The 21,765-nt window shown below is 74.2% G+C and carries 6 protein-coding genes; 5 read left to right on the top strand and 1 reads right to left on the bottom strand.

The annotated features are described in order from the left end of the window. Positions 1-87: 87 nt before the first annotated feature. Positions 88-2,166 carry an NAD-dependent DNA ligase LigA gene (gene ligA / locus NLX94_RS07305; protein WP_254381758.1) on the bottom strand — a complete coding sequence of 693 codons (2,079 nt, stop codon included), beginning with the start codon at positions 2,164-2,166 and terminating at the stop codon, positions 88-90. A 736-nt stretch (positions 2,167-2,902) separates the two neighbouring features. Between ligA and NLX94_RS07300 the strand changes: the two genes are divergently transcribed. From NLX94_RS07300 to NLX94_RS07280, 5 genes are all read left to right on the top strand, one after another. Beyond that, positions 2,903-6,043 (top strand): amino acid adenylation domain-containing protein, encoded by a 3,141-nt coding sequence (locus NLX94_RS07300; protein WP_254381757.1) that lies wholly within the window; start codon positions 2,903-2,905, stop codon positions 6,041-6,043. 340 nt (positions 6,044-6,383) lie between these two features. Further along, positions 6,384-11,975: a non-ribosomal peptide synthetase/MFS transporter gene (locus tag NLX94_RS07295; RefSeq protein WP_254381756.1), complete on the top strand. Its 5,592-nt coding sequence runs from the start codon at positions 6,384-6,386 to the stop codon at positions 11,973-11,975. After that, a complete protein-coding gene (locus NLX94_RS07290) occupies positions 11,972-15,310 on the top strand; it encodes an amino acid adenylation domain-containing protein (RefSeq protein ID WP_254381755.1) in 3,339 nt (1,112 codons plus the stop codon). Before NLX94_RS07295 ends, NLX94_RS07290 begins: the two co-directional genes overlap by 4 nt. 37 nt (positions 15,311-15,347) lie before the next feature. Then, positions 15,348-18,512: an AMP-binding protein gene (locus NLX94_RS07285; protein ID WP_308402402.1), complete on the top strand. Its 3,165-nt coding sequence runs from the start codon at positions 15,348-15,350 to the stop codon at positions 18,510-18,512. A 390-nt stretch (positions 18,513-18,902) separates the two neighbouring features. After that, a complete protein-coding gene (locus NLX94_RS07280; protein ID WP_254381754.1) occupies positions 18,903-21,764 on the top strand; it encodes a tetratricopeptide repeat protein in 2,862 nt (953 codons plus the stop codon). Position 21,765: the final 1 nt, after the last annotated feature.

Genomic DNA, 21,765 nt, shown 5'->3' with positions numbered 1-21,765 from the left:
GTTGGGCGACATTCGTGCGAACGGGGAACGAGCATGCGCAGACCGGCCTTAATGAACCCTTAAGGTGTCCTCCACCGACCGCCGCTTTCAGCCAACGCCCCCGAGGTCGGCCACGAACTCGGCCACGAGTTCCGCGAACTGCTCCGGGGTCAGGACCGTGACGCCCAACTCGGCGGCCCGGACCGCCTTCGAGCTCGGCTTCCCGCTCGCGGACGGCGCGCAGACCAGGTAGGCGGTCCGGGAGGTGACGCTGCTGCCCGCCGTGCCGCCGGCCTTCTCGATCAGTGCGTTGATCTCCGAGCGGCCCGCGCCCGCCAGCGGGCCGCTCATCCTGCCGGTGACGACGACCGTCTTCCCGGCGAGCGGACCCTCGCCCGTCTCCTCCGGCTGCCGCGGCTCGCTCATGTTCACGCCTGCGGCCACCAGCTTGTCGATGACCGCGGCCAGGGAGGCGACCTGTTCGACGATGACCGGGGCCTTCTCCCCGCCGATGCCGTCGACCTCCTGCATCCGTGCGGCGTCCGCCTGACGGATGGCGTCCATGGTGCCGAAGTACGCGGCGATGCGGCGGGACATGCTGCGTCCGGTGCCGAGGACTCCCAGCGAGCAGAAGATCCGGCTGAGCGGGCGGGACTTGGCGGCCGCGATCTGCTCCGCCAGCTTCGCGCCCCGCTTGGCGCTCCCGGAGGCGGCGGTGAGCTGCTCCTCGGTGAGGGTGAACAGGTCGGCGACGTCCGCGACGTCACCGGACTCGACGAGGGCCCGGACGTACGTCCTGCCCAGGCCGTCGATGTCGAGCATGTCGCGGCCGGCGGCGTACTCGATCAGCGCGGGCAGTGCGCAGGCCGTCCCCTTCGCGCAGCGCCAGCGCTCCTGCTCCTTGTTGATCTCTCCGTCGCACTGGGGGCAGGCCGTGGGCAGCGGCACCTCGAGCGCCCCGTCCGGGCGCAGGCCCGTGACGGCGGCCTGGACGCGCGGAATGATGTCGCCCGCCTTGTACACGGTCACGGTGTCGCCGAGGTGGAGGTCGCGGCGGCGGATGTCCGCGGGGTTGTGGAGGGTGGCCCGCGTGACGGTGGATCCGTCGATGTCCACCGGGTCGAGGATCGCGGTCGGGGCGAGCACACCGGTGCGGCCCACCTCCCAGACCACGTCCTTGAGCACGGTCCGCCGCTCGACGGCGGGCAGTTTGAAGGCGATCGCCCAGTGCGGGAACCTGCTCCCGAAGCCGGCCTCGGCCTGCTCGGCGGAGTCGTTCGCCTTGATGACGACCCCGTCGATGCCGAAGGGCAGGACCGGGCGGAGCGCGGCGATCTCTTCGACCTTCCGCTGCGCCTCGGCGAGGGTGGCGACCAGGTGCAGACCGGCGGGCGTGTCGGCCGTGGTCGCGACTCCTGCCCGGGCTACTGCGGCCAGGAGCTCCGCGTGGGTGGCGCCGGAGGGTGCGAGGGCCACGCCGTCGAGCTCGACCGCCCCGTACGCCCAGAAGGTCATCGCGAGCCGGTACGGCCGGTCCTTCGCCCGCAGGGTGCCGGCGGTGCCGTTGCGCGGGTTCGCGAAGACCTGTGCGCCGTGCGCGGTGCGGACCTCGTTCGCCGTCTCGAACTGCTGCTGGGTGAAGAGGACTTCGCCGCGCACCTCGAAGGTGGCGGGTACCGGGAGCCGCTCGGGCAGGCCTTCTATGGTGCCGATGACGTGGCTGACGTCCTCGCCGTGCGTACCGTCGCCGCGGGTGATGATCTGCTCCAGCCGGCCGTCCCGGTACCGTGCGGCCACGGCCGCGCCGTCCATCTTCGGCTCGACGGTGAACCCGCCGGCGGGCTCGTGGCCCAGGCGGCGCTGGAGCGAGGCTCCCCAGGCGACCAGACCGTCCGGGTCGAAGACGTTGTCGAGGCTGAGCAGCCGGGTGGTGTGCGCGATGTCTCCGACGGGGGCGGCCCCGTCACCCACGAGACCGGTCGGGGAATCCTGGGCGACCTCGTCCGGGTGCTCCGCCTCCCAGGCGAGCACGGACAGCCGCAGCGCGTCGTAGGCGGCGTCGTCGAGCAGCCCGCTCTCGCCCCCGTAGTAGGCCCGGGACGCCTCGCGCAGTCGCCGGAGCGCGGCGGGGTAGTCGAGGGGGGCGGGCAGGCCGAACTGCGCCTCAGCGGCGTAATCGATCGTCATGGAGGGATCTTCTCCCGGGGCACTGACAATGCCCCCCACGCACGCTTCGGCCGCGACGTACACCGTGTCCGTCGGCGCCAATGGTTCCTTGTGCGTTCGCACACAGGGAGGACCCATGATCGCTGGGCGGGCAGCCGTCCGGGAATCGAAAAGAACACGCCAACATGCCGCCGACCGTATGCATGCGGACGAGGGCGGCCGCCGGTCCGGTCCGGTCGATGCGCCCACTCAGGGGGCGCACCCTGTCCCGGTCGGCCGGAGGGGTGCGTCGAGACCGACCTCAGGTGTCCCCACCTCGACCTATTCACCTCTGGAAAGTTGGGGGTTGACACACCGTCAGCGGTGATCGCGGCTACGGAAATCAGGGGATGGGCGGGGGCGGAAGGACGCCCCCGCGGCGGCCGATTCCAGCCATGGGCGGCCCTTGACGGTGATTGGGCGTTGTGCGAATCTCTCGACAGGTCTGGACCAATTGTCTTGCTCGGGCGGGGGCCCGCGCTGTCGGACGACCCCGGATGTCCCGCGACGTCCGGGGGTCCAGACCGCTCACGGCCGTCGGCCGGTCCCCGGGGGAGGACCGGACGCCACACCGTGGCCGCTGCCCCACCGAACCCCGTTGTTCCGGACCGCCGTTGGCTTCCGGAGCCCCGGCGTGCGGCAGCCCGTGCCAAGCCGCTTCCGCACGCTCACCCGTGCCGCTCCTCGACCCTGCTCCGACGTCCTAAGCGAGCTGCCCATGCCCGAAGTACTCCCCCTGCCCGACCGCACCCCGGCCTCCCCGGCCCAGCAGGGCGTCTGGCTGACCGAACGGCTGGGCCTGGCCCGCGAGGCGTTCCACATGCCGGTGCGGGTCTCCTTCGACCGGATCGACACGGCGGCGCTGGTCCGCGCAGTGGATGCGGTGACCAGGCGTCATCCGGCCCTCGCGGCGCGGCTGGTGGAGCGGGACGGCCAGGTCTGGCAGGAGCCGGCGGCACAGCGGCCGGAACTGGTGCAGCTCGCGGCACCGGCGGACGAGGCCGACCTGGAGAAGCGGCTGGAGGAGGAGGCCGCCCGGCCCTTCGCCCTGGGGACCGGCCCGCTCGGCCGCTTCACCCTGCACCGGCGCGCCGACGGCAGCGCCGAACTGCTGGTCACCGCCCACCACTCCGTCTTCGACGGGAACTCCAAGGACGTCCTGCTCCGGGACCTCGCGGCCGCGTACGGCTCGACGTCGCCGCTGCCCGTGACCGCCGCGCCGGGCGTGCCGACCGTAGCGACCGCACCGACCCCGGATCCGAGCACCGTCCGGCGAGCCGCCGAGTGGTACGGGCCGCGCTGGGCCGCCGCCACCGATCCGGTCCTGCCCGGTGCGCCGCGCACCCCGACCGTCGCCGGGGCCGGTGAAGCGGTCGAATGGCGCCTCGACGAAGCCGAGGCGGGTGCACTGGCCGCCGCGGCCGCGCTCGGCGGCACCACCGTCTTCGAGTTCCTGCTCGCGGCCCTGCACGGGCTGCTGCGCCGGTACGGCGGCGAGGCGGTGCCGGTGTCCGTCCCGTTCTCCACCCGCACAACCGAACTCGGCGCGGAGATAGGGCTGTTCGTGAACGAACTGCCCGTCCACGCACCTGCGGCCGATGCCTCGCAGACCTTCGCCGGGTTCGCCGCGGCCGTCCGGGCCGAGCTGCGGGCCGGTTATCCGTACCGCGGCGTCCCCTTCGGCACCGCCGTCACCGGGCTCTCCCCCCGCGTCGGCCTCACCCCGGTCTCGCTCGGCTACCGCCAGCGCGGCCCGGACCCGGATTTCACCGGCACCGGCGGCCGGATCGCCTGGGCCGTGCCCAACCGCACGGCCCGCAACACCCTCCACCTCCAGGTCGTCGAAGCCCCCGGTACCGACGGCGCTCCGGGCGGCGGCCTCGACTTCAGCCTCCAGTACGACCCGGCCGTGCTGGCTCCGGAAACCGCCCGCCGGATCGCCGGCCACTACAGCACCCTGCTCGCCGGCGCGGTCGCCGCGCCCGGCGCCCGGCTGGTGGACCTGCCACTGCTGGACACCGCCGAGCTCCGGGCCGTCACCACCGCTCCGAACGCCACCGAGCGGCCCTACCCGGCCGACCGGACCGTGCTCGACCTGGTCCGCGCCCAGGCCGCGGCGACCCCCGGGGCGATCGCCGTCAGCGCTTCGGGCCGCGATCTTTCGTATGGTGAACTGCTGCGCCGGGCAGACCAGTTGGCCCTCGCTCTGCGGGCCGGCGGTGTCCAGCCCGGGGACCTGGTCGCCCTCCACCTGGACCGCACCGCCGACCTGCCCGCCGCGCTGCTCGCGGTCCTCGCCGCCGGGGCGGCGTACCTGCCGCTGGACCCCGGCTATCCGGCCGAGCGCCTCGCCCTCGTCCTGCGCGACTCCGGAGCCGTCCTGGTGCTCGCCGACCGCGAGCCCGCGCCCGCGGTCGCCGAGGCCGCCCCTGCGGTCCTACGGGTTCCCGCGCCGTCGGCGCCGGACGAGGCCGCGGCGGGCCGCGGTGCTGCCACCGAAGCCGCCGCCCCCGGTCCGGACGACGTGGCGTACGTCCTCTACACCTCCGGCTCCACCGGCCGCCCCAAGGGTGTCGCGGTCGGCCACCGGGCCCTGGTCAACCTGCTCACTTCCTTCGCCGACCGCCTCGGCTCCGGCCCCCGGCACGCCTGGCTCGGCCTGACCTCGCTCTCGTTCGACATCTCCGCGCTGGAGCTCTACCTGCCGCTGATCACCGGCGGCCGCCTGGTCCTGGCCCCGGACGGCCTCGCCGTCGACGGCGCCGGCCTGCTCTCGCTGATCGCCGCCGAGGGCGTCACGCACGTCCAGGCCACGCCGTCGGGGTGGCGGGTGATGCTGGCGGCGGGGACCGGCGCGGACGCGCTCACCGCCGTCACCGGCCTGGCCGGCGGCGAGGCGCTGCCGCTGCCGCTCGCCCGCGAACTGCGCTCTCGTACCGCCCGGTTGTTCAACGTGTACGGGCCCACCGAGACCACCATCTGGTCCACCTGCGCCGAACTCCCCGCCGATCCGCAGCAGGTCAGGATCGGCCGCCCGATCGCCAACACCCGGACCTACGTCGTCGACGAGCAGCTGAACCCCACCCCGCTCGGCATCCCCGGAGAACTGCTGATCGGCGGGGACGGCGTCGCCCACGGCTACCTCGGCCGCCCCGAACTCACCGCCGAGCGCTTCGTGCAGAGCCCCTTCGGCCCGCCCGGCTCCCGGCTCTACCGGACCGGGGACCGCGCCGCCTGGACCCCCGACGGCGAACTCGACTTCCTCGGCAGGATCGACGACCAGGTCAAGATCCGCGGCCACCGGATCGAGCTCGGCGAGATCGAGTCGGCCCTGCTGGAGCATCCCGCCCTCGCCCAGGCCGCCGTGGCGGTCCGCACCGAGGAGGACGGCGAGCCCTTCCTGGCCGGCTACCTGATCCCGGCGACCGGAGCCCCGGCGCCCTCCCCCGCCGACCTGCGCGAGCACCTGACGCGCACGCTGCCGGCCGCGATGGTGCCGCAGCGCTGGCTCGCCCTGGAGCGCCTGCCCCTGACCCCGAACGGCAAGCTCGACCGGCGGGCCCTGCCCGTACCGCCGCGCGAGGCTCCGGTGCCGCAGGCTTCCGACACGGCCGCCGATGGCGACGGCGCGGACGGCGACGGGACGACCGCGACGGTCCGCCGGATCTGGGCCGAGGTGCTGAACCTGCCCGACGTGGGCCCCGAGGACGACCTCTTCGACCTCGGCGGGCATTCACTGACGGTGATCCAGATCGCCGTCCGGATCCGCGACGCGCTCGGTGTGGAGCTCGACTTCGACGTCTTCTTCGACGTCCCGACCCCGGCCGGCATCGCCGCCGCCGTCCGCGAGCGCAGGTAGTCCGGCCCTCCGGCCCCCTCCGACTCCACCGCTCCTCGCCGGCCCCCTCCGACCCCCTCCGCTCCTTACCGGCCCCTCCCCTTCTCTCCGGCCCTCCGGCCGCCTCCGCTCCTTACCGACTCCCACCGCTTCTCACCGGCTCTCTCCGGCTCTCCCCGGCGCCCGCCGGGCCCGGCGACACGCTCCGCGAACGATGCGGCCCGGCCCCGGCCCTGCGCCCCGTAGGCCGGGCGCGGGCCGCTCGGCCGCGGTCGGCGCCCCGCCACGCCGCGCCCGCGCCGGCCCGGCCCGGCGCCCCGCACCCTCCGATTTCCCTGCCGCACGCCCGAACAGGAACCCGATGACGGATACCCAGGACCTGCCCACCGACTGGTCCGCAGCCAAGCGTGCCCTCCTCAGTCAGCGGCTGCGCGGAACCGCTGCCCCCGCCCGGGCCGTGGACCCCCGCCCGGCGGACAGCTCGCCGCCGCTCTCCAGCGGCCAGGAACGGCTCTGGTTCATGGACCAGTTCGCCCCCGGCTCCACCGCGTACACGCTGGCGCCGGCCCGCCGGCTCCGCGGAGCCTTCGACCGCGCCGCGCTGGACTCCGCGCTGACCGACCTGGTGGCCCGGCACGAGAGCCTGCGGATGACCTTCCGCACCACCGAGGCCGGCACCGCCGAGGTCCTGGTCGTCGAGCCGGCACCGTTCGCGGCCCGGCACCTGGACGCCACCGCGGACCCCGATCCGCAGGCGCGCGCCGCCGCCGCACTCGGCGCGCTGATCGCCGAACCCTTCGACCTGCAGGCCGGCCCGCTGCTGCGCGCCCTGGTCGTCCGGATCGCCGAGGACGACCACGTCCTCGCCCTCGTGATGCACCACATCATCTGCGACGGCTGGTCGATCGACCTCCTCAACCGCGAGCTCGACCTCCGCTACGCCCACCACGCCCATGGCACTCCGGGGGAACTGCCCGCCCTCCCCGTCCAGTTCGGGGACTACGCGGCCTGGCAGCGGGACCGGCTGGAGAACGGAGGGCTCGCCGCCTCGCGCGCGCACTGGCGCGCCGAACTCGACGGTGTCCCCGCCCTGGAGCTGCCCTCCGACCGGCCCCGCCCGCCGCTGTTCACCTTCGACGGGGCGGCGACGGAGTTCCGCTGGAGCCCCGAACTCTCCCGCCGGGTCGCCGAGGTGGCACGGACCTACGGCGCCTCGCCGTACATGGTGCTGATGGCCGCCTTCCAGGCCCTGCTGGGCCGGCACGCGGGCCAGCGCGATTTCGCCGTCGGCTCCGCCGTCGCCGGCCGCCTCCACCATGAACTCGAGGGCGTCGTCGGCGCGTTCGTCAACATGCTGCCGATCCGCGCGCGGCTCTCGGCCGGCCTCGACTTCGGCGGGCTGATCAGCCGGGTCCGCGAGACCACGCTCGACGCGTACGCGCACCAGGAGGTGCCGTTCGAGCAGATGGTCAGCGATCTCGCGGTGGAACGGGACGTCAGCCGCGCCGCCGTCTTCCAGACCACCTTCGCCTTCCAGAACTACGGCGACCGCGCCACCACCCCCACCGCCGGCCTGGACACCGAGGGCTTCGGCTACGAGGCCACCACCACGCACGCCGACCTCGCCCTCTACATGCGCGAGGAGCCGGACGGCGGCCTCTACGGGCTGCTCACGTACCGCACCGACCTCTTCGACGCCGGGACCGTCGAGCGTCTCGCCGAGCGCTTCGAGCTGCTGACCGCGGCCGGTGCGGCCGACCCCACCCTGCTGGTGGACCGGCTCCCGCTGCTCGGCGCCGACGAGCGGGCCGCCGTACTGGGGACCTGGGCCGCCGGTCCCCCGCTGCCCGACGGCGGTCCCGCCACGCTCACGCAGGCGCTGGCCGGGGCGGCGGCCCGTACGCCTGCCGCACCTGCGCTGGTCTTCGAGGACCGCACGCTGACCTACGGCGACCTCGACCGGCACGCCAACGCCATGGCCCGGCGCCTGCGTTCGCTGGGGGTGGGTCCGGACGACCGGGTGGCCGTCTGCCTGGAGCAGTCCCCCGAACTGGCGGTCGCCCTGGTCGCCGTCCTCAAGGCCGGCGGCGGCTACCTGCCGCTCGACCCCGAACAGCCCCCCGCCCGGCTCGCCCACCTGGTCGCCGACGCCGGAGCCAAGGTCCTCATCACCGACAGCGTGCTGCGGCCGCGGTTCGGGGACCACCCGGCGGCCGACCTGCTGACCGACGGCCGTGAGACCCACGCCGACGGCGAGGGGGCGCCCCTGGAGGAGGTCTCCGGCCCCGACCACCTGGCGTACGTGATCTACACCTCGGGCTCCACCGGGGCCCCCAAGGGCGTCGCGGTCCAGCACCGCCAGATCCTCAACTACCTCGCGGGCGCGGGCGAACGGCTGCGGATCGAGCCCGGCGCCTCCTTCGGACTGCTGCAGTCCCTCTCCTTCGACTTCAGCATGACCATGCTCTACCTGGCGCTCACGACCGGCGGCCGGGTCCACCTGCTGCCGCGCCGCATCGCGGGCGTGGAACTGGCCGCGGAGATCGAGCGGGCCGGCATCGACCACCTGAAGATGACCCCGTCCCACCTGGCCGCGCTCACCGCCGACGCGCCGATCGAGCGGCTGCTGCCGCGCCGTTCGCTGGTCCTCGGCGGCGAGGCCAGCAGCTGGTCCTGGGCGGCGGGCATCGCCGCACTGGGCCGGTGCGCGGTGTTCAACCACTACGGGCCGACCGAGGCGACGGTGGGGATCACCGTCCACGAGGTCACCGCCGAGGGCCTGGACGCACCGGGCAGCACCCCGATCGGCAGCCCGCTGGCCGGCGGACGCTGCTACGTGCTGGACGAGGACCGCCACCCCGTTCCGCCGGGCGTCACCGGCGAGTTGTACGTGGGCGGGGACCGGCTGGCCCGGGGCTACCTCGGACGGCCGGACCTGACCGAGGAGCGCTTCCTCCCGGACCCGTACGCCCCGGGAAGCGGCGGCGCGCGGATGTACCGCACCGGCGACCTGGCCCGCTGGCGCGCCGACGGGACCCTGGACTACCTCGGCCGGAGCGACGACCAGATCAAGGTGCGCGGCTACCGCGTCGAGCCCGGCGAGATCGAGGCCGCACTGACCGCCCTGCCGGGCATCACCCAGGCGGTGGTCCTGACCCGCGGTGAGGGCGTCAAGCAGGGACTCGTCGCCTACCTGGAGCGCCCCGCCGGCGGCGAACCGCCCGCCGCCGCGACGCTGCGCGCCGCCCTGGGCGAGGTGCTGCCGGACTACATGGTCCCGGCCCGCTACGTCGTACTGGAACGGCTGCCGCTGCTCGCCCACGGCAAGATCGACCGCAAGGCGCTGCCCGAGCCGGCGGACGGCCCGGCGGCCGGCACCCACGTCGACCCCGAGGACGGGACCGAGCAGGTGATCGCCGCCATGTGGGCGGACCTGCTGGACCTCCCCCGGGTCGGCGCGCTGGACGACTTCTTCGAACTCGGCGGCCACTCCCTGCTCGCCACCCAGGTGGTCGCCCGGATGCGCCGCGCCTTCCCCGAACTGGCCACCCCCGTCAGCGTGATGGACCTCTTCAAGCACCCCACGGTCCGCCGGCTCGCCGAACTGGTCGCCACCCCCGAGGCCGACCGCGGTCCGCGCCGGCTGCTCCACCTGCTCACCCCCGAGCGCCGCACGGTGGCCGCCAGCGTGGTCTGCGCCCCCTACGGCGGCGGCAGCGCGCTGATCTACAAGCCGCTCGCCGACGCCATGCCGGCGGACTGGGCCCTGCACTCCATCGCCGTACCCGGCCACGAGCTGGGCGAGGAGGCAATGGACATCGACGAGGTGGCCCGGCTCTGCGCGGAGGAGATCGTCGCCCACGTCGCCGGACCGCTGGTGCTCTACGGTCACTGCGGGGTCGGCGTCCGGCTGACCGTGGAGATCGCCCGCCGGGTGGAGGCGGCCGGCCGGGAGATCGACGCCGTCCACCTCGGCGGCATCTTCCCGTTCGCCCGCCCCAAGGGCCGCGGCGCGGCGCTGGCCGAGCGGTTCGCCGAGCTGGCCGCCCGGCTGCGCAGTGACCAGGGCATGATCAACGCCCTGGCCGCGGCGGGCCTGGACGTGGACGAGGTGGACGAGGAGCAGCTGCGGCTGATCGTGCACAACCGCCGGGTCGGCACCCTGGGCGCCGAGCGCTACTTCGGCGAGCTGTACGAGAGCGAGGGAGGCACCCTCACGGCGCCGGTGATCGCCGTCTGCGGCGACCGGGATCCGGCCACCGAGTTCTACCAGGAGCGGTTCCGCGAGTGGCACCGGATCGCCGGGACCACCGCCGTGGTGGTCCTGGACGAGGCCGGGCACTTCTACCTCAAGTACCGCGCCGAGGAGCTGGCCGGCATCGTGACCGGGGTGCACCGCTCGATCGCCGCCGGCGAGGAGGCGCGCCACACACGTACCCCCGATGCCACCTGGTGGCTGGCCGGGCTGTCGCGCGACGCAGCCGGGGCGGAGCCGGAACCCGGACGGGACTCCGTGACGGAACCCGCTGCGGAACCGGTACGGCCGGATGCGGCCGGGCAACCCGGGACACCGCGGAAGGCCCGCAAGGCCGAGCGCCGGCGCCAGCCGGTCCGCCCGACCATGGGCCGCTTCCTGGCCATCGCCACCGGCCAGCAGCTCTCGATGATCGGCTCGGCGCTCACCGAGTTCGCCCTGCCGATCTGGATCTACCTGCAGACCGGCTCGCTGTTCCAGCTCGGCATGCTCGCCGCCTGCGGCCTGGTGCCCGGCATCGTGGTCGCCCCGCTGGCCGGCGCCATCGTCGACCGCGGCGACCGCCGCCGGGTGATGCTCTACGGCGACGTCGCGGCCGGCCTGACCCAGGCCGCCCTGCTGGGGCTCTACCTCGCCGGCTCGCTGGAGATCTGGCACTGCTACGTGATGATCTCCCTGCTCTCCGCGGCGCTCGCCTTCCAGCGCGTCGCCTGGGGCTCGGCGGTGCCGCAGCTGGTGCCCAAGCGGTTCCTCGGCCGCGCCAACGGTGTGGTCCAAATGGCCCTCGGGCTGGCCCAGTTCCTCGTTCCGCTGATCGCGGTCGGCATTCTGCACGTGATCGGCCTCGGCGGCATCCTCGTCTTCGACGTCGTCAGCTACCTGATCGCCACCGGTGTCACCCTGGCGGTGCGCTTCCCCGACGTGATGGCCGCCGCCCGCCGCGAGAGCGTCGCCGCCGAGATCCGGGCCGGCTTCCAACGGGCCCTCGGGAGCCGTCACTTCCGGGCCATGCTGTTCTGGTTCGCGGCGCTGAACATCTTCCTCTCCCCCCTCTTCCTGCTCATCACCCCGCTCGTGCTCTCCTTCTCCTCCACCGCGGCGGCCGGCTGGGTCTCCACGGCGGCCGGGCTGGGCGCCGTCCTCGGCGGTCTCACCCTGCTGGTCTGGGGAGGCCCGCGCCGGATGCGCCTGCGCGGGGTCCTGTTCGCCACGCTCGGCCTCGCCGCAGCCTGCGTCCTCACCGGCCTGCGGCCCTCGGTGACCGTGGTCGCAGCCGGCGCGTTCGGCATGACGTACGGGCTGGCGCTGCTCAACGGCATCTACGCGACGGTCATCCAGACCAAGGTGCCGATGCGCTTCCACGGCCGGGTGATCGCGGTGAACACCCTGGTCGCCTGGTCCACCCTGCCGATCGGCTTCGCCCTGGTCGCCCCGGCCGGCCCCGGGCTGCTCCAGCCCCTGATGGACGAGGGCGGCGCGCTGGCCTCCAGCGTCGGCGCGCTGATCGGCACCGGCGACGGGCGCGGCATCGGCCTGCTGTACCTGGTGTTCGGCCTCGCCATGGCCGCACTGGTCCTGATCAGCCTCTGCATTCCCGTCCTGGCCCGCTTCGACCGGGAAGTCCCGGACGCCGAGTCCGACGACCTGATCGGCCTGGAGACCCTGCAGGCCCGCACGAAGAGCGAGACGAACAGATGACTCACCCGACCCCGATCGCCCGCTATCCGCTGACGGACGAGCAGCGCCGCCTCTGGTTCCTCCAGCAACTGAACCCCGAGGACGCCGGGTTCAACATGTACCTGAACCGGCGCTGGAGCGGGCCGATCGACCCGCGGGCGCTGCGCGCGGCGCTCACCCGGCTCACCGCACGGCACGAGGTGCTGCGCACCCGGTTCGCCCTGGACGGCGAGCATCCCGTCCAGCTCGTGGAGCCCGTACGGGAGGCGGAACTCACGCTGGTTCCGGTGCCGGACGCCGCGGAGGAAACCTTCACCGCGGCCTGCGCCCCCTTCGTCAACGCCCCCTTCGACCTGGGCGGACGCCCGCCGCTGCGGGCCGTCCTGGTCAGCGCCGACAAGGACGAGCACGCCCTGAGCGTGGTGGTCCACCACATCGTCTCCGACGGGTGGTCGTTCACGGTCCTGTGGCGCGAGCTGCTCGCCCTGTACCGCGAGGAGATCGGCGAGGCTCCCGCCGAACTGCCGGACCTCAAGCTCCAGTTCGGTGACTTCGCACGCGCCGAACGGAGCAGGCTGGACGGCGGCGCCGCCGAGGAGGCGGTCCGGTACTGGAGCGGACGGCTGGCCGGCACCGGCCCGCTGCGGATGCCGCTGGACCGTCCCAGGCCCGCCGAGCCCGCCCACCCGGCCGGCTTCGCCGACCTCGCCCTCGGCGCCGAGCTCGTCGCCGGACTCGATGCCCTGGCCCGTGAGCAGCGGTGCACCCCGTTCATGGTGCTGCTGGCCGCCTACCAGTGCGTACTGGCCCGCTGGAGCGGCAGCTACGACTTCGCCGTCGGCACCCCGCTGGCCGGCCGCAACGAGACCGCCCACGAGGCCCTGCTCGGCTACTTCTCCCGCACGGGGGTGATCCGTGCGGACCTCACCGGCGATCCGGATTTCCACACCGTGCTGCGCCGGGTGCGCTCCGCGACGATGGCCGCGCTGAGCCATCAGGACCTCCCGGTCGAGCGGGTGGCGGCCGAGCTGGGGCTGCCCGTACTGCCCGGCGTCGGACCGCTCTACCAGGCGGTGTTCGTCCACCAGAGCCAGTACGAACTGGCCGGCGCCGACGAGCGGGCCTCGCTGCCCGCGGGGGTCCGGACGGCGGGCATGGACTCCGGCTTCGACCGGGCCAAGACCGATCTGCTACTGGACAGCTGGCGGACCCCGGACGGCGGGATGACCCTCTCCTTCTGCTTCGACCGGGAGCTCTTCGAGCGCGCCACGGTGGAGTCCCTGGCACGCCGGGTCCGCGACCTGCTCGCCCGCGCCGTCGCGGACGTACGGGTCCCGCTGCACGGTGACTGGCTGCTGACCGGCGAGGAGCGCGCCGCGCTGCTCACCCTCGGCGCCGGACCCGCCGACGCCGAGGACGCGCGCCCGGTCCTGCGCGGCTTCGCGGAACAGGTGGCCGTGCGCCCCGGCGCGCCCGCCCTCGAATGCGCGGGCCGCATCCTCACCTACGGGGAACTCGACCGCCTATCCGACGAGTTGGCCCGACGGCTCGGACCGGTGGCCGGCCGCGCCGTGGGCGTCCGGATCGAGCCGTCCTTCGCCCTGGTCACCGCCCTGCTGGCGATCTGGAAGGCCGGCGCCGGCTACCTGCCGCTCGACCCCGCGCACCCGGCCGAGCGGCAGCGGCTGATGCTCGGCGAAGCGGACGCCGCCCTGCTGCTCACCGGGGGCGAGCAGCCGGACCTGGGGGTCCCGGTGCTGGCCGTCCCGGTGCCGGTCGCCGGCGATCCGGACACCGCGGCCGGGCCCGCGGGCACCCGGCCCGGGCCCGAGAGCCCGGGGCCCGCCGGGGCCGCGCTGCCCGGGAGCGACCCGGGCGGCCTCGCGTACGTCCTCTACACCTCGGGCTCCACCGGCGTGCCCAAGGGGGTCGCCGTCGAGCACGCCGCTCTGGCGGAGCGCGTGCGGTGGATGGCCGGGCCGGAGGGCTACCGGCTCCGGCCCGGGGACCGGATCGTCCAGTTCGCCTCCATCGGCTTCGACACCCACGCCGAGGAGATCTGGCCGGCCCTCACCGCCGGCGCCTGCGTCGTCCTGCTGCCCGGTGGCGGACGGATGCTGCCCGACCTGCTGCGCGGCGAGGCCGGACGGTCCGTCACCGTGCTCGACCTGCCCACCGCGTACTGGGAGGAGCTGGTGGCGCTCGGAGACCAGGCTCCGTGGCCGCCGGCGCTGCGACTGGTGGTCCTCGGCGGTTCCGAGGCCCGCGCGGCCACCCTCGCCCGGTGGCGGGAGCGGCACGGCGACAGCGTCCGGCTGGTCAACACGTACGGCCCGACGGAGGCGACGGTCATCGTCACCGCGGGCGAGCTCGGCGGCGGGCACCCGAGCGGCCCCGACAGCGGGCACGGCGGCGGTTCCGGCCGCCCGAACGGGACCCCCGGCGACCACCCCGGCGGCGCCACCGCCGGCGGGCAGCGCCCGCCGCTCGGCCGTCCGCTGCCGGGCGTGCGGCTCTACCTCCTGGACGAGCGCGGCGGCCTGCTGCCCGCCGGCTCCGAGGGCGAGCTGTACATCGGCGGCCGCGGCCTCGCCCGCGGCTACCTGGCCCGGCCCGACCTGACTTCGGAGGCCTTCCTCCCGGATCCGTTCACCGATGTCCCGGACGGGCGGATGTACCGCACCGGGGACCGCGCCCGGTGGCGCACCGACGGGCAGCTGGAGTTCCTCGGCCGCGCCGACGGCCAGGTCAAGATCCGCGGCTACCGGATCGAGCCCGCCGAGATCGAGGCCGCCCTCACCTCCCACCCGGCCGTCAGCCGCGCGGCCGTACTCGTCCGCGACGGCCGCCGGCTCATCGCCTACGCCGTCCTGCGGCCGGCCGCCGGACAGGGGTACGCAGCTGCCGTGCCGCTGCCAGGCGAACTGCGCGAGCACCTGGCCCTGCGGCTGCCGGCCTTCATGGTGCCGGACGCCGTGGTGCCGCTCGACACCCTCCCGCTCACCGCCAACGGCAAGCTCGACACCACGGCCCTGCCCGACCCGGACCCCGCGGGCGCAGCCGCCAGGTACCTGGCGCCCCGTACCGATGCCGAGGCCCTGGTGGTCGAGCTCTGGCAGGAGGTGCTCGGCGTACCGAAGGTCGGCGTACTGGACGACTTCCTCGCCCTCGGCGGGGACTCGCTCCTGGTCACCCGGATCGCCGCCCGCATCCGGGCCGGGGTCGGCCTCGACGTGTCGATCCGCGACGTCTTCGAGAGCCCCACCCCGGCGGCCCTGGCGGCCCGGATCGAGGCCCTGCTGATCGCGGAGATCGATGCCCTCAGCGAGCAGGAGGCCGCCGACCGGCTGGACTGACTCCGCCCGCCCGCCCCGTACTCCCGAATCCCCCTGAATTCCACCGGAGAACGCCATCGCCACCACCGCGCCGCCCGCCACCGCGCCGCCCGCCGCCACGACCGTCCCGGAGCTCCTCGACGCCAGGGCCGCCGAACAGCCGGACCACATAGCCCTGCAGGTCGTCGGCGGCCGGCAGCTCAGCTGTCGCCGCTGGCGCGAGGAGGCGCTGCGCGCCGCCGCCGGGCTGGCCGCCGCCGGGGTCGGTCCGGGCGACCGGGTCCTGCTGCGGTTCTCCAACGCGCGCTGGGAGCGGTACGCCGTCGCCTTCCTCGCCGTCCAGTACGCGGGCGGGGTGCCCGTCCCGGTCCGCGAGGACCTCTCCGAGGCCGATGCCGCCGCCCTGGCCGAGCTGGCCGGGGTCGGCACCGTCCTGCGGGACGCCGAACTGCCCGGCGTACAGGGCCTGGTGGGGCACGAACTGGACGCCCTGCTCGCGGCGCACCCTGAACCGCCGGCCGGCCCCCCGTACCGGGTCGGTCCGCAGGACCCGGCCCAGGTGATCGGCACCTCGGGCACCACCGGCGCGCCCAAGGGCGTGCTCGCCGCGCACGGAAACCTCACCGCCGGCCTGGCCGCGCATCCCCGCCGCCGTGCCTACGCGCACTCGCGGCACGCCCTGCACGCCTTCCCGATCGGGACCAACGCGGGTCAGGTGATGCTGCTGGCCGCACTGACCGCCGCGCCCACCACGGTCAGCCTGCCGCGCTTCGACGCGGACCGGTTCGGCGCCGCGGTCGAGGAGTTCGGGATCGGCACCGCCTTCCTGGTGCCCTCGATGGCGATCGAACTGGTCAACGCGGGGACCGCCGGGCGGTACGACCTGAGCAGTCTGCGCCTGGTCAACTCCTCCGCCGCCGCACTCCCCGTGCCGGTGGCCGCCGCGCTGGCCTCGGCGCTGCCGGGCGCGACGCTGGTCAACACCTACACCTCCGCCGAGGCCTCCCCCGCACAGATCTCCACCGTGGTCGACACCCGCCGCCCCGGATCGCTGGGCCGCCCGGCCGACCCCCGCGACCTGCGGATCCTCGACGCGGAAGGGCTGCCGCTGCCCGCCGGTCAGGTCGGCGAGGTCTGGCTGCGCCAGCCCGGACCGCCCCGCGGCTACCTGGGCGCCGCCGGGGAGAACGCGAAGGTGTTCCGGGACGGCTGGGTACGGATGGGCGACCTCGGGCGCCTCGACCCCGACGGCTACCTCTACCTGGTCGACCGGGAGAGCGACGTCATCAAGAGCGGAGCCCTGAAGGTCTCCACGCTGCGGATCGAGGAGGTGCTGCACGAGCACCCCGCGGTCGCCGACGCCGCCGCGCTCGGCCTGCCGCACCCCGTGATGGGGGCCGTCCCGGTGGCCGTCGTGGTGGCCGGGCCCGGCGGTGTGGACCTGGACGAGCTGCGGCTGTTCCTGAGCGCCCGGCTGAGCCGGCCCGAACTGCCGGTCCGGATCCTGCTCGCGGACGACCTGCCCAGGAACCCGAGCGGCAAGGTGGTCAAGCACTGGCTCCGCCCCTTGTTCGACGCGCCCGCGGAGGCCTCCGGTCCCGCGCTCGCCCCGGCCACCCCGACGGAGCTGCGGCTGGCCGCGCTCTGGCGGCGCCTGTTGGGGCGGCCGGTCACCGACGTGGCCGCCGAGTTCTTCGCGCTCGGCGGCGACTCGTTCCGGGCGGTCCAGCTCGCGAGTGGCATCAGCGCCGGGTTCGGGGTCCGGGCGGGCACCGCCCTGATCTTCGAGCGGCCCTCGCTGCGCTCCCAGGCCGCCTGGGTGGACCACCCCGACCGGCGGCGGAGCACTGTGGGCGGAGCTCCTGCCGGGACGGAGACCGTGACGCCGTTCCTGGCCGCGCTCCGGGCCCAGCCGCACGCCGTCGCCCTCACCTCGCAGCAGGAGAACTTCTTCCGCTGGATGGCCGAGGCCCCCGGCCGGGACGCCGGCGCGGTGACGGCGCTGTTCCGGGTGACCGACCGGCTGGAGCCGGAGACCCTGGGCCGGGCGCTCACCGAGGCGGTCCGGCGCCATCCGGCGCTGCGGACCCGGTTCGAGGCCGCGGGCGCAGGGGTCGCGGGTGGAGAGGCCGCGGGCGCAGAGGCCGCGGGCGCAGAGGCCGCGGGCGCAGGGGTCGTACGGGCCGTCCTGGACGAGGAGCCCCGGGTACGGATCACCCTCACCCGGGTCCCGGGGGCCACGGACGCGGAGGTGGACGCCCTGCTGCTGGCCGAGCGGGACCGGCTGACCGACCTGGCCCGGGACCCGATGGCCCGCCTCCTGGTGGTGACCCGTTCGGAGACCGACCACATCGTGCTCGTCGCGGTCCACCACATGGTCTCCGACGGCTGGTCGACCGGGGTCCTCCTCTCCGACCTCGGTGTCTTCTACTCCGCGCTGCGGCGCGGCCGTTCGGCCCCGCCGGCCCGATCGGGGCCGGACTACGCGGAGTTGGTGGACCGGGCGAACGCCCAGTGGCCGGTCTCCCGGGCCCACTTCGCCACCGCGCTGGCCGGGGCCCCGGAGGCCCTGGAGCAGTTCGCGGGCCGCCGCACGGTGGAGGAAGTGCTGACCCAGGCGCACGAGTTCGAGATACCGGCGTCCTTGGCGGAAGCCCTGCGGGCCCGGGCGGCCGAGTTGGGCGCCACCCCGTTCCTGGCCGTCACGGCGGCCTGGGCCGGACTGCTGGCGAGCCGCAGCGGCCGTCCCGACCTGGTGGTGATGACCCCCGTACCCGGCCGCCCGCGCCCGGACTCCGAGCGGACGGTGGGCTGCTTCGTCCAGTCGCTGCTGCTCCGGGTGGACGCGAGCGGGGGCCCCGGTTTCGCCGAACTGGTGGACCGGCTGCGGACGGTCTACAGCGAGGCGCTGGACCACCAGCTCTACCCGTTCGCCGAGTTCAGCCCGTCCGTACCCTTCGCGGCCTGGCTCCGCTACGAGGCCTGGGCCGCGCCCGCCCAGCTCCCCGGCCTGACCTGCGAGCCCTGGGAACTGCCGCGCGGAAGCACCGTCCCCTGGCCCCTCCCCGGCGGCGACCGCGGCGTACCCGAACTCACCGTGGTCGAACAGCCGGACGGCGGCCTGCGGTGCTGGCTCCAGTACAACGCACTGGCCTTCGACCTCCCCGTGATCACCGAACTGGCCGGGGAGTTCACCGCAGCCCTGACCGCCGGCTGCGGCTGACCTGCCGTCGCCGGGGCACGTGCACCGGAGGCGGTGCACGGCCCCGACGGCGCGGACGTCACATGTGCGACCGGTCAGCACCCGGCGGGCGACTCACAGCCCCCACCACAAGGAGAGGACCCTGCCGACGAGTTCACGTACCAGCCCCGAGACAACCCACCCTCCCGCTGTCTTCAGCACTTCGCGCCTCCACACCCGGTCACGCCACTTCGCCGCGTATTCCTTCACCGCGCATCCTCTCTCCAGGCCCGGTCCCTCCGACCGGTCGGCGACCATGCGACCTGGTCCGCGGGTGGTTCAACTGCCTGGTTTCTCGCTGAACACCACATCTGTGCAGGGCAGGCCTGGTGCAATGGGTGTTCACCGAGAGTTCAGACTGAACGGGGACCGATGGACGACCAGTCCGCAGCCGACCGTCTCGCGGCTGACCTGCGGCGCCTGCGGACCGACGCGGGAACGCCTACGTTCAGCCGGATGGCGGCCTGGGGCCTGCAGCAGCGCCCCCCGGTCACCCTCGGGAAGAGCAAGCTCAGCCTGTGGTTCAGCGGCAAGAGCGTGCCCGAGGACGGTCGCCCGTTCGCCGTCCTGGTGGACCTGCTGGAAGCCAAGGCGCAGCAGAAGTCGGGCACGCCCCGGCGGGGTCCGGCCGCATGGCGGGCGAAGCGGAGCGCCGCGGACCAGGAACGCCGCCGCACGGCTGCGGAGAACCCCCGCCGAACGGCCGTGGAGGGCCTGCTCCGTACTGCCGGCGAGGTTTCAGCCGACACGGATCGGCGGCCGGGGACGTACTCCGTGCGCCCCCCGTACGGTGAGCTGCCCGTCCGCATCCACGGCCGCGACTCTCTGCTGGCCGATCTGACACGGGCCGTGACCGAGGAGCACGGGCAGGTGCAGGTACTGCACGGGCTCGGCGGATGCGGAAAGACGACGGCCGCACTGCGGCTCGCCCGGCATGCCCGGGACCTCGGGCACCAGGTGTTCTGGGTGTCGGCGACGACGCACGAGCGGTTGCTCACGGGCATGTCCCAGATCGCCCGTGAACTGGGCGCGGCGGACGAGGACCTCCACCACGCCTGGGCGGGGCGGTCGAGCGCCCTGGATCTCGTGTGGCGTTTCCTGGACCGTGCGGACCGGCGCTGGCTGCTCGTCGTCGATGCCGTGGACGATCTCTCCGTCGTGGCTTCGGAGCACGGCTCGCCCGGGGACGGCACCGGATGGATCCGGCCGAGCCGGGCCGGTCTCACCGTGGTGACGAGTCGCGTCGGCAACCCGCTGCTGTGGGGAGGGGAAGCCGTGTGCCGGGCGGTGGAGGTGCTGTCCGCCGAGGACGGAGCACAGGTCCTCACCGACCTGGCGGGACATGCCGGACCGGTGGGGGATGCCCGGAGGCTCGCAGGAAGGCTGGGCGGGCTCCCCCTTGCGCTGCACCTGGCCGGAGCGTACCTGGCGCGGGTACGAAGGGGCCTCGGATTCGTACCCGGCACGGTCGGTGCCCGCCCCACCGGCGACTTCGCGGGGTATACGGCAGAACTGGACCGACTGGGTGCCCCGTTGCTGGACGCGGGTGAACCGTCCCGGCTCGGCGTGGACGACCAGCGGTTGCGCAGGCTGGTGGGCCACACCTGGGAGATCAGCCTCGACCTGCTCGCCCGGCAAGGGCTGCCGGAGGCCAGAATGCTCATGCGGGTGCTCTCGTGCTTCGCCCCCGACCCGTTCCCCGCCCCGCTGCTCGCGTACGGGCTCGTCAGCCCGGAAGACGGGTCCCCCGCAGGGTTCGAGCACGGCGACCTCGCTGTCGACGCACTCGTCGACGTGGGCCTGCTGAACGTGGAGAACCCCGGCACATCAGCCGGCGGGAGCGACGCGGCGAACGCGGCGCCTCCCTGTGTCACCGCCCACCCGCTGGTACTGGACACCAATGCCGCGCAGGTCCGCGCGGGAGACGAAGCCGCCGAGGTCTGGCGGGCTGCCGTCAATGTCGTGCGATGGATGGGGGGAGATACGAACACTCCCGACCACTGGAAGAGGTGGCAGGTCCAGCTCCCTCACGTGCTGGCGGCCCTGGGCTCGGCGCCCTCGGACGATGTGGAGTCGCTGACCTGGTTCGTCGAAGCCGGATGGGCCGCGTACGGCTTCTGCCTCGCCTCCAACCGCCGGGACCAGGCCGGCGAACTGCTCAGGCTGATGATGGAGCGTTCCGCCGCCCTGCCCGAGTCCCTCCTCGTGGTGGGTGCGATTCGCGGGCAGTACTACGAAGACATCGGCGACGTGGACGAATCCCGCAAGCTCTACGAGGGGTATCGAGACGAGCGGGGACCACAGGACGGGGCAACACTGCAACTCCGCTTCCGGTGGGCGCGCGCCCTGGCCTCGACCGGTCGGTTCCCCGAGGCAGAAGAGCAGTTGCGCGCCGTTCTGGACGAGCTGCGCTCCCCTCGGCACGTGGGCAGCGGCCTCCTGGTCCACGCCATCCTGGTGCAGGTGCTCGCGAGCCAGGGCAAGGACGAGGGTGCGGCTGCCGAAGCCCAGGCCCTGTTGGCCGTCGTCGAGGCGAACCCGGCCGAACTGGACATCAACGTGCTCCACCAGGTGGGTCACGCGCTCACGGAAGGGCACCGGACGGAGCCTGCGGAGAACGTGTTCGGTGCGCTCCTGGCCCGCCTCGACGAAGCGGACGAACAGCTCTCCCCCCTCTACCACGACATTTCCCTGGAGCTCCTCGGGCTGCTCCTCCACAGCGGGCGTGAACGCGCGGCCATCGTGCTGATCGGCCGTCTCCTCGACCTCTACGTACCGGCCGGGGACAACTCCCCTTCCAGTCCCGGACATCTCGCCGACCTCGTGCAGACCCGGGTCAGCCTTCAGCTGGAGCTCATGCAGAGCTCGGACGCCGAGGAGGAGTTGCGCGCGCTGCTGCGTCATCAGCTGGAGACCGGCCGGGACACCGACTCCCTGACGATCGAGTTGCACATCGCACTCGTCCGCGTATTCATCGCCCAGGGGCTCTTCGCCCAGGCCCGGACGGAGTTGGAGCGGGCGGAGAAGGCCTCGGCCGAAGGCGGCACGGCTCCCCTGTGGACCGTACGTCTGTGGAACGCCCGGTGGCTGTGCGCCCAGGACCGGTGCGCGGAGGCAGTGGAGTACTACGAGCAGGCGGTCGCCCTGCTCGCGCACGACCCCGCGGGCAGGGCCAGTGTCCTGCAGGAGGCCGCCGAGTGCCGCGCCGCCGTCTCGGGCGGCGAAGCCCCGTAGC

It is taken from the genome of Streptomyces sp. TBY4 (assembly GCF_024213195.1).
Lineage (GTDB): Bacteria > Actinomycetota > Actinomycetes > Streptomycetales > Streptomycetaceae > Streptomyces.
The sequence above is the reverse complement of the archived record's forward strand: the minus strand, read 5'-3'. Positions and strand labels throughout refer to the sequence as shown.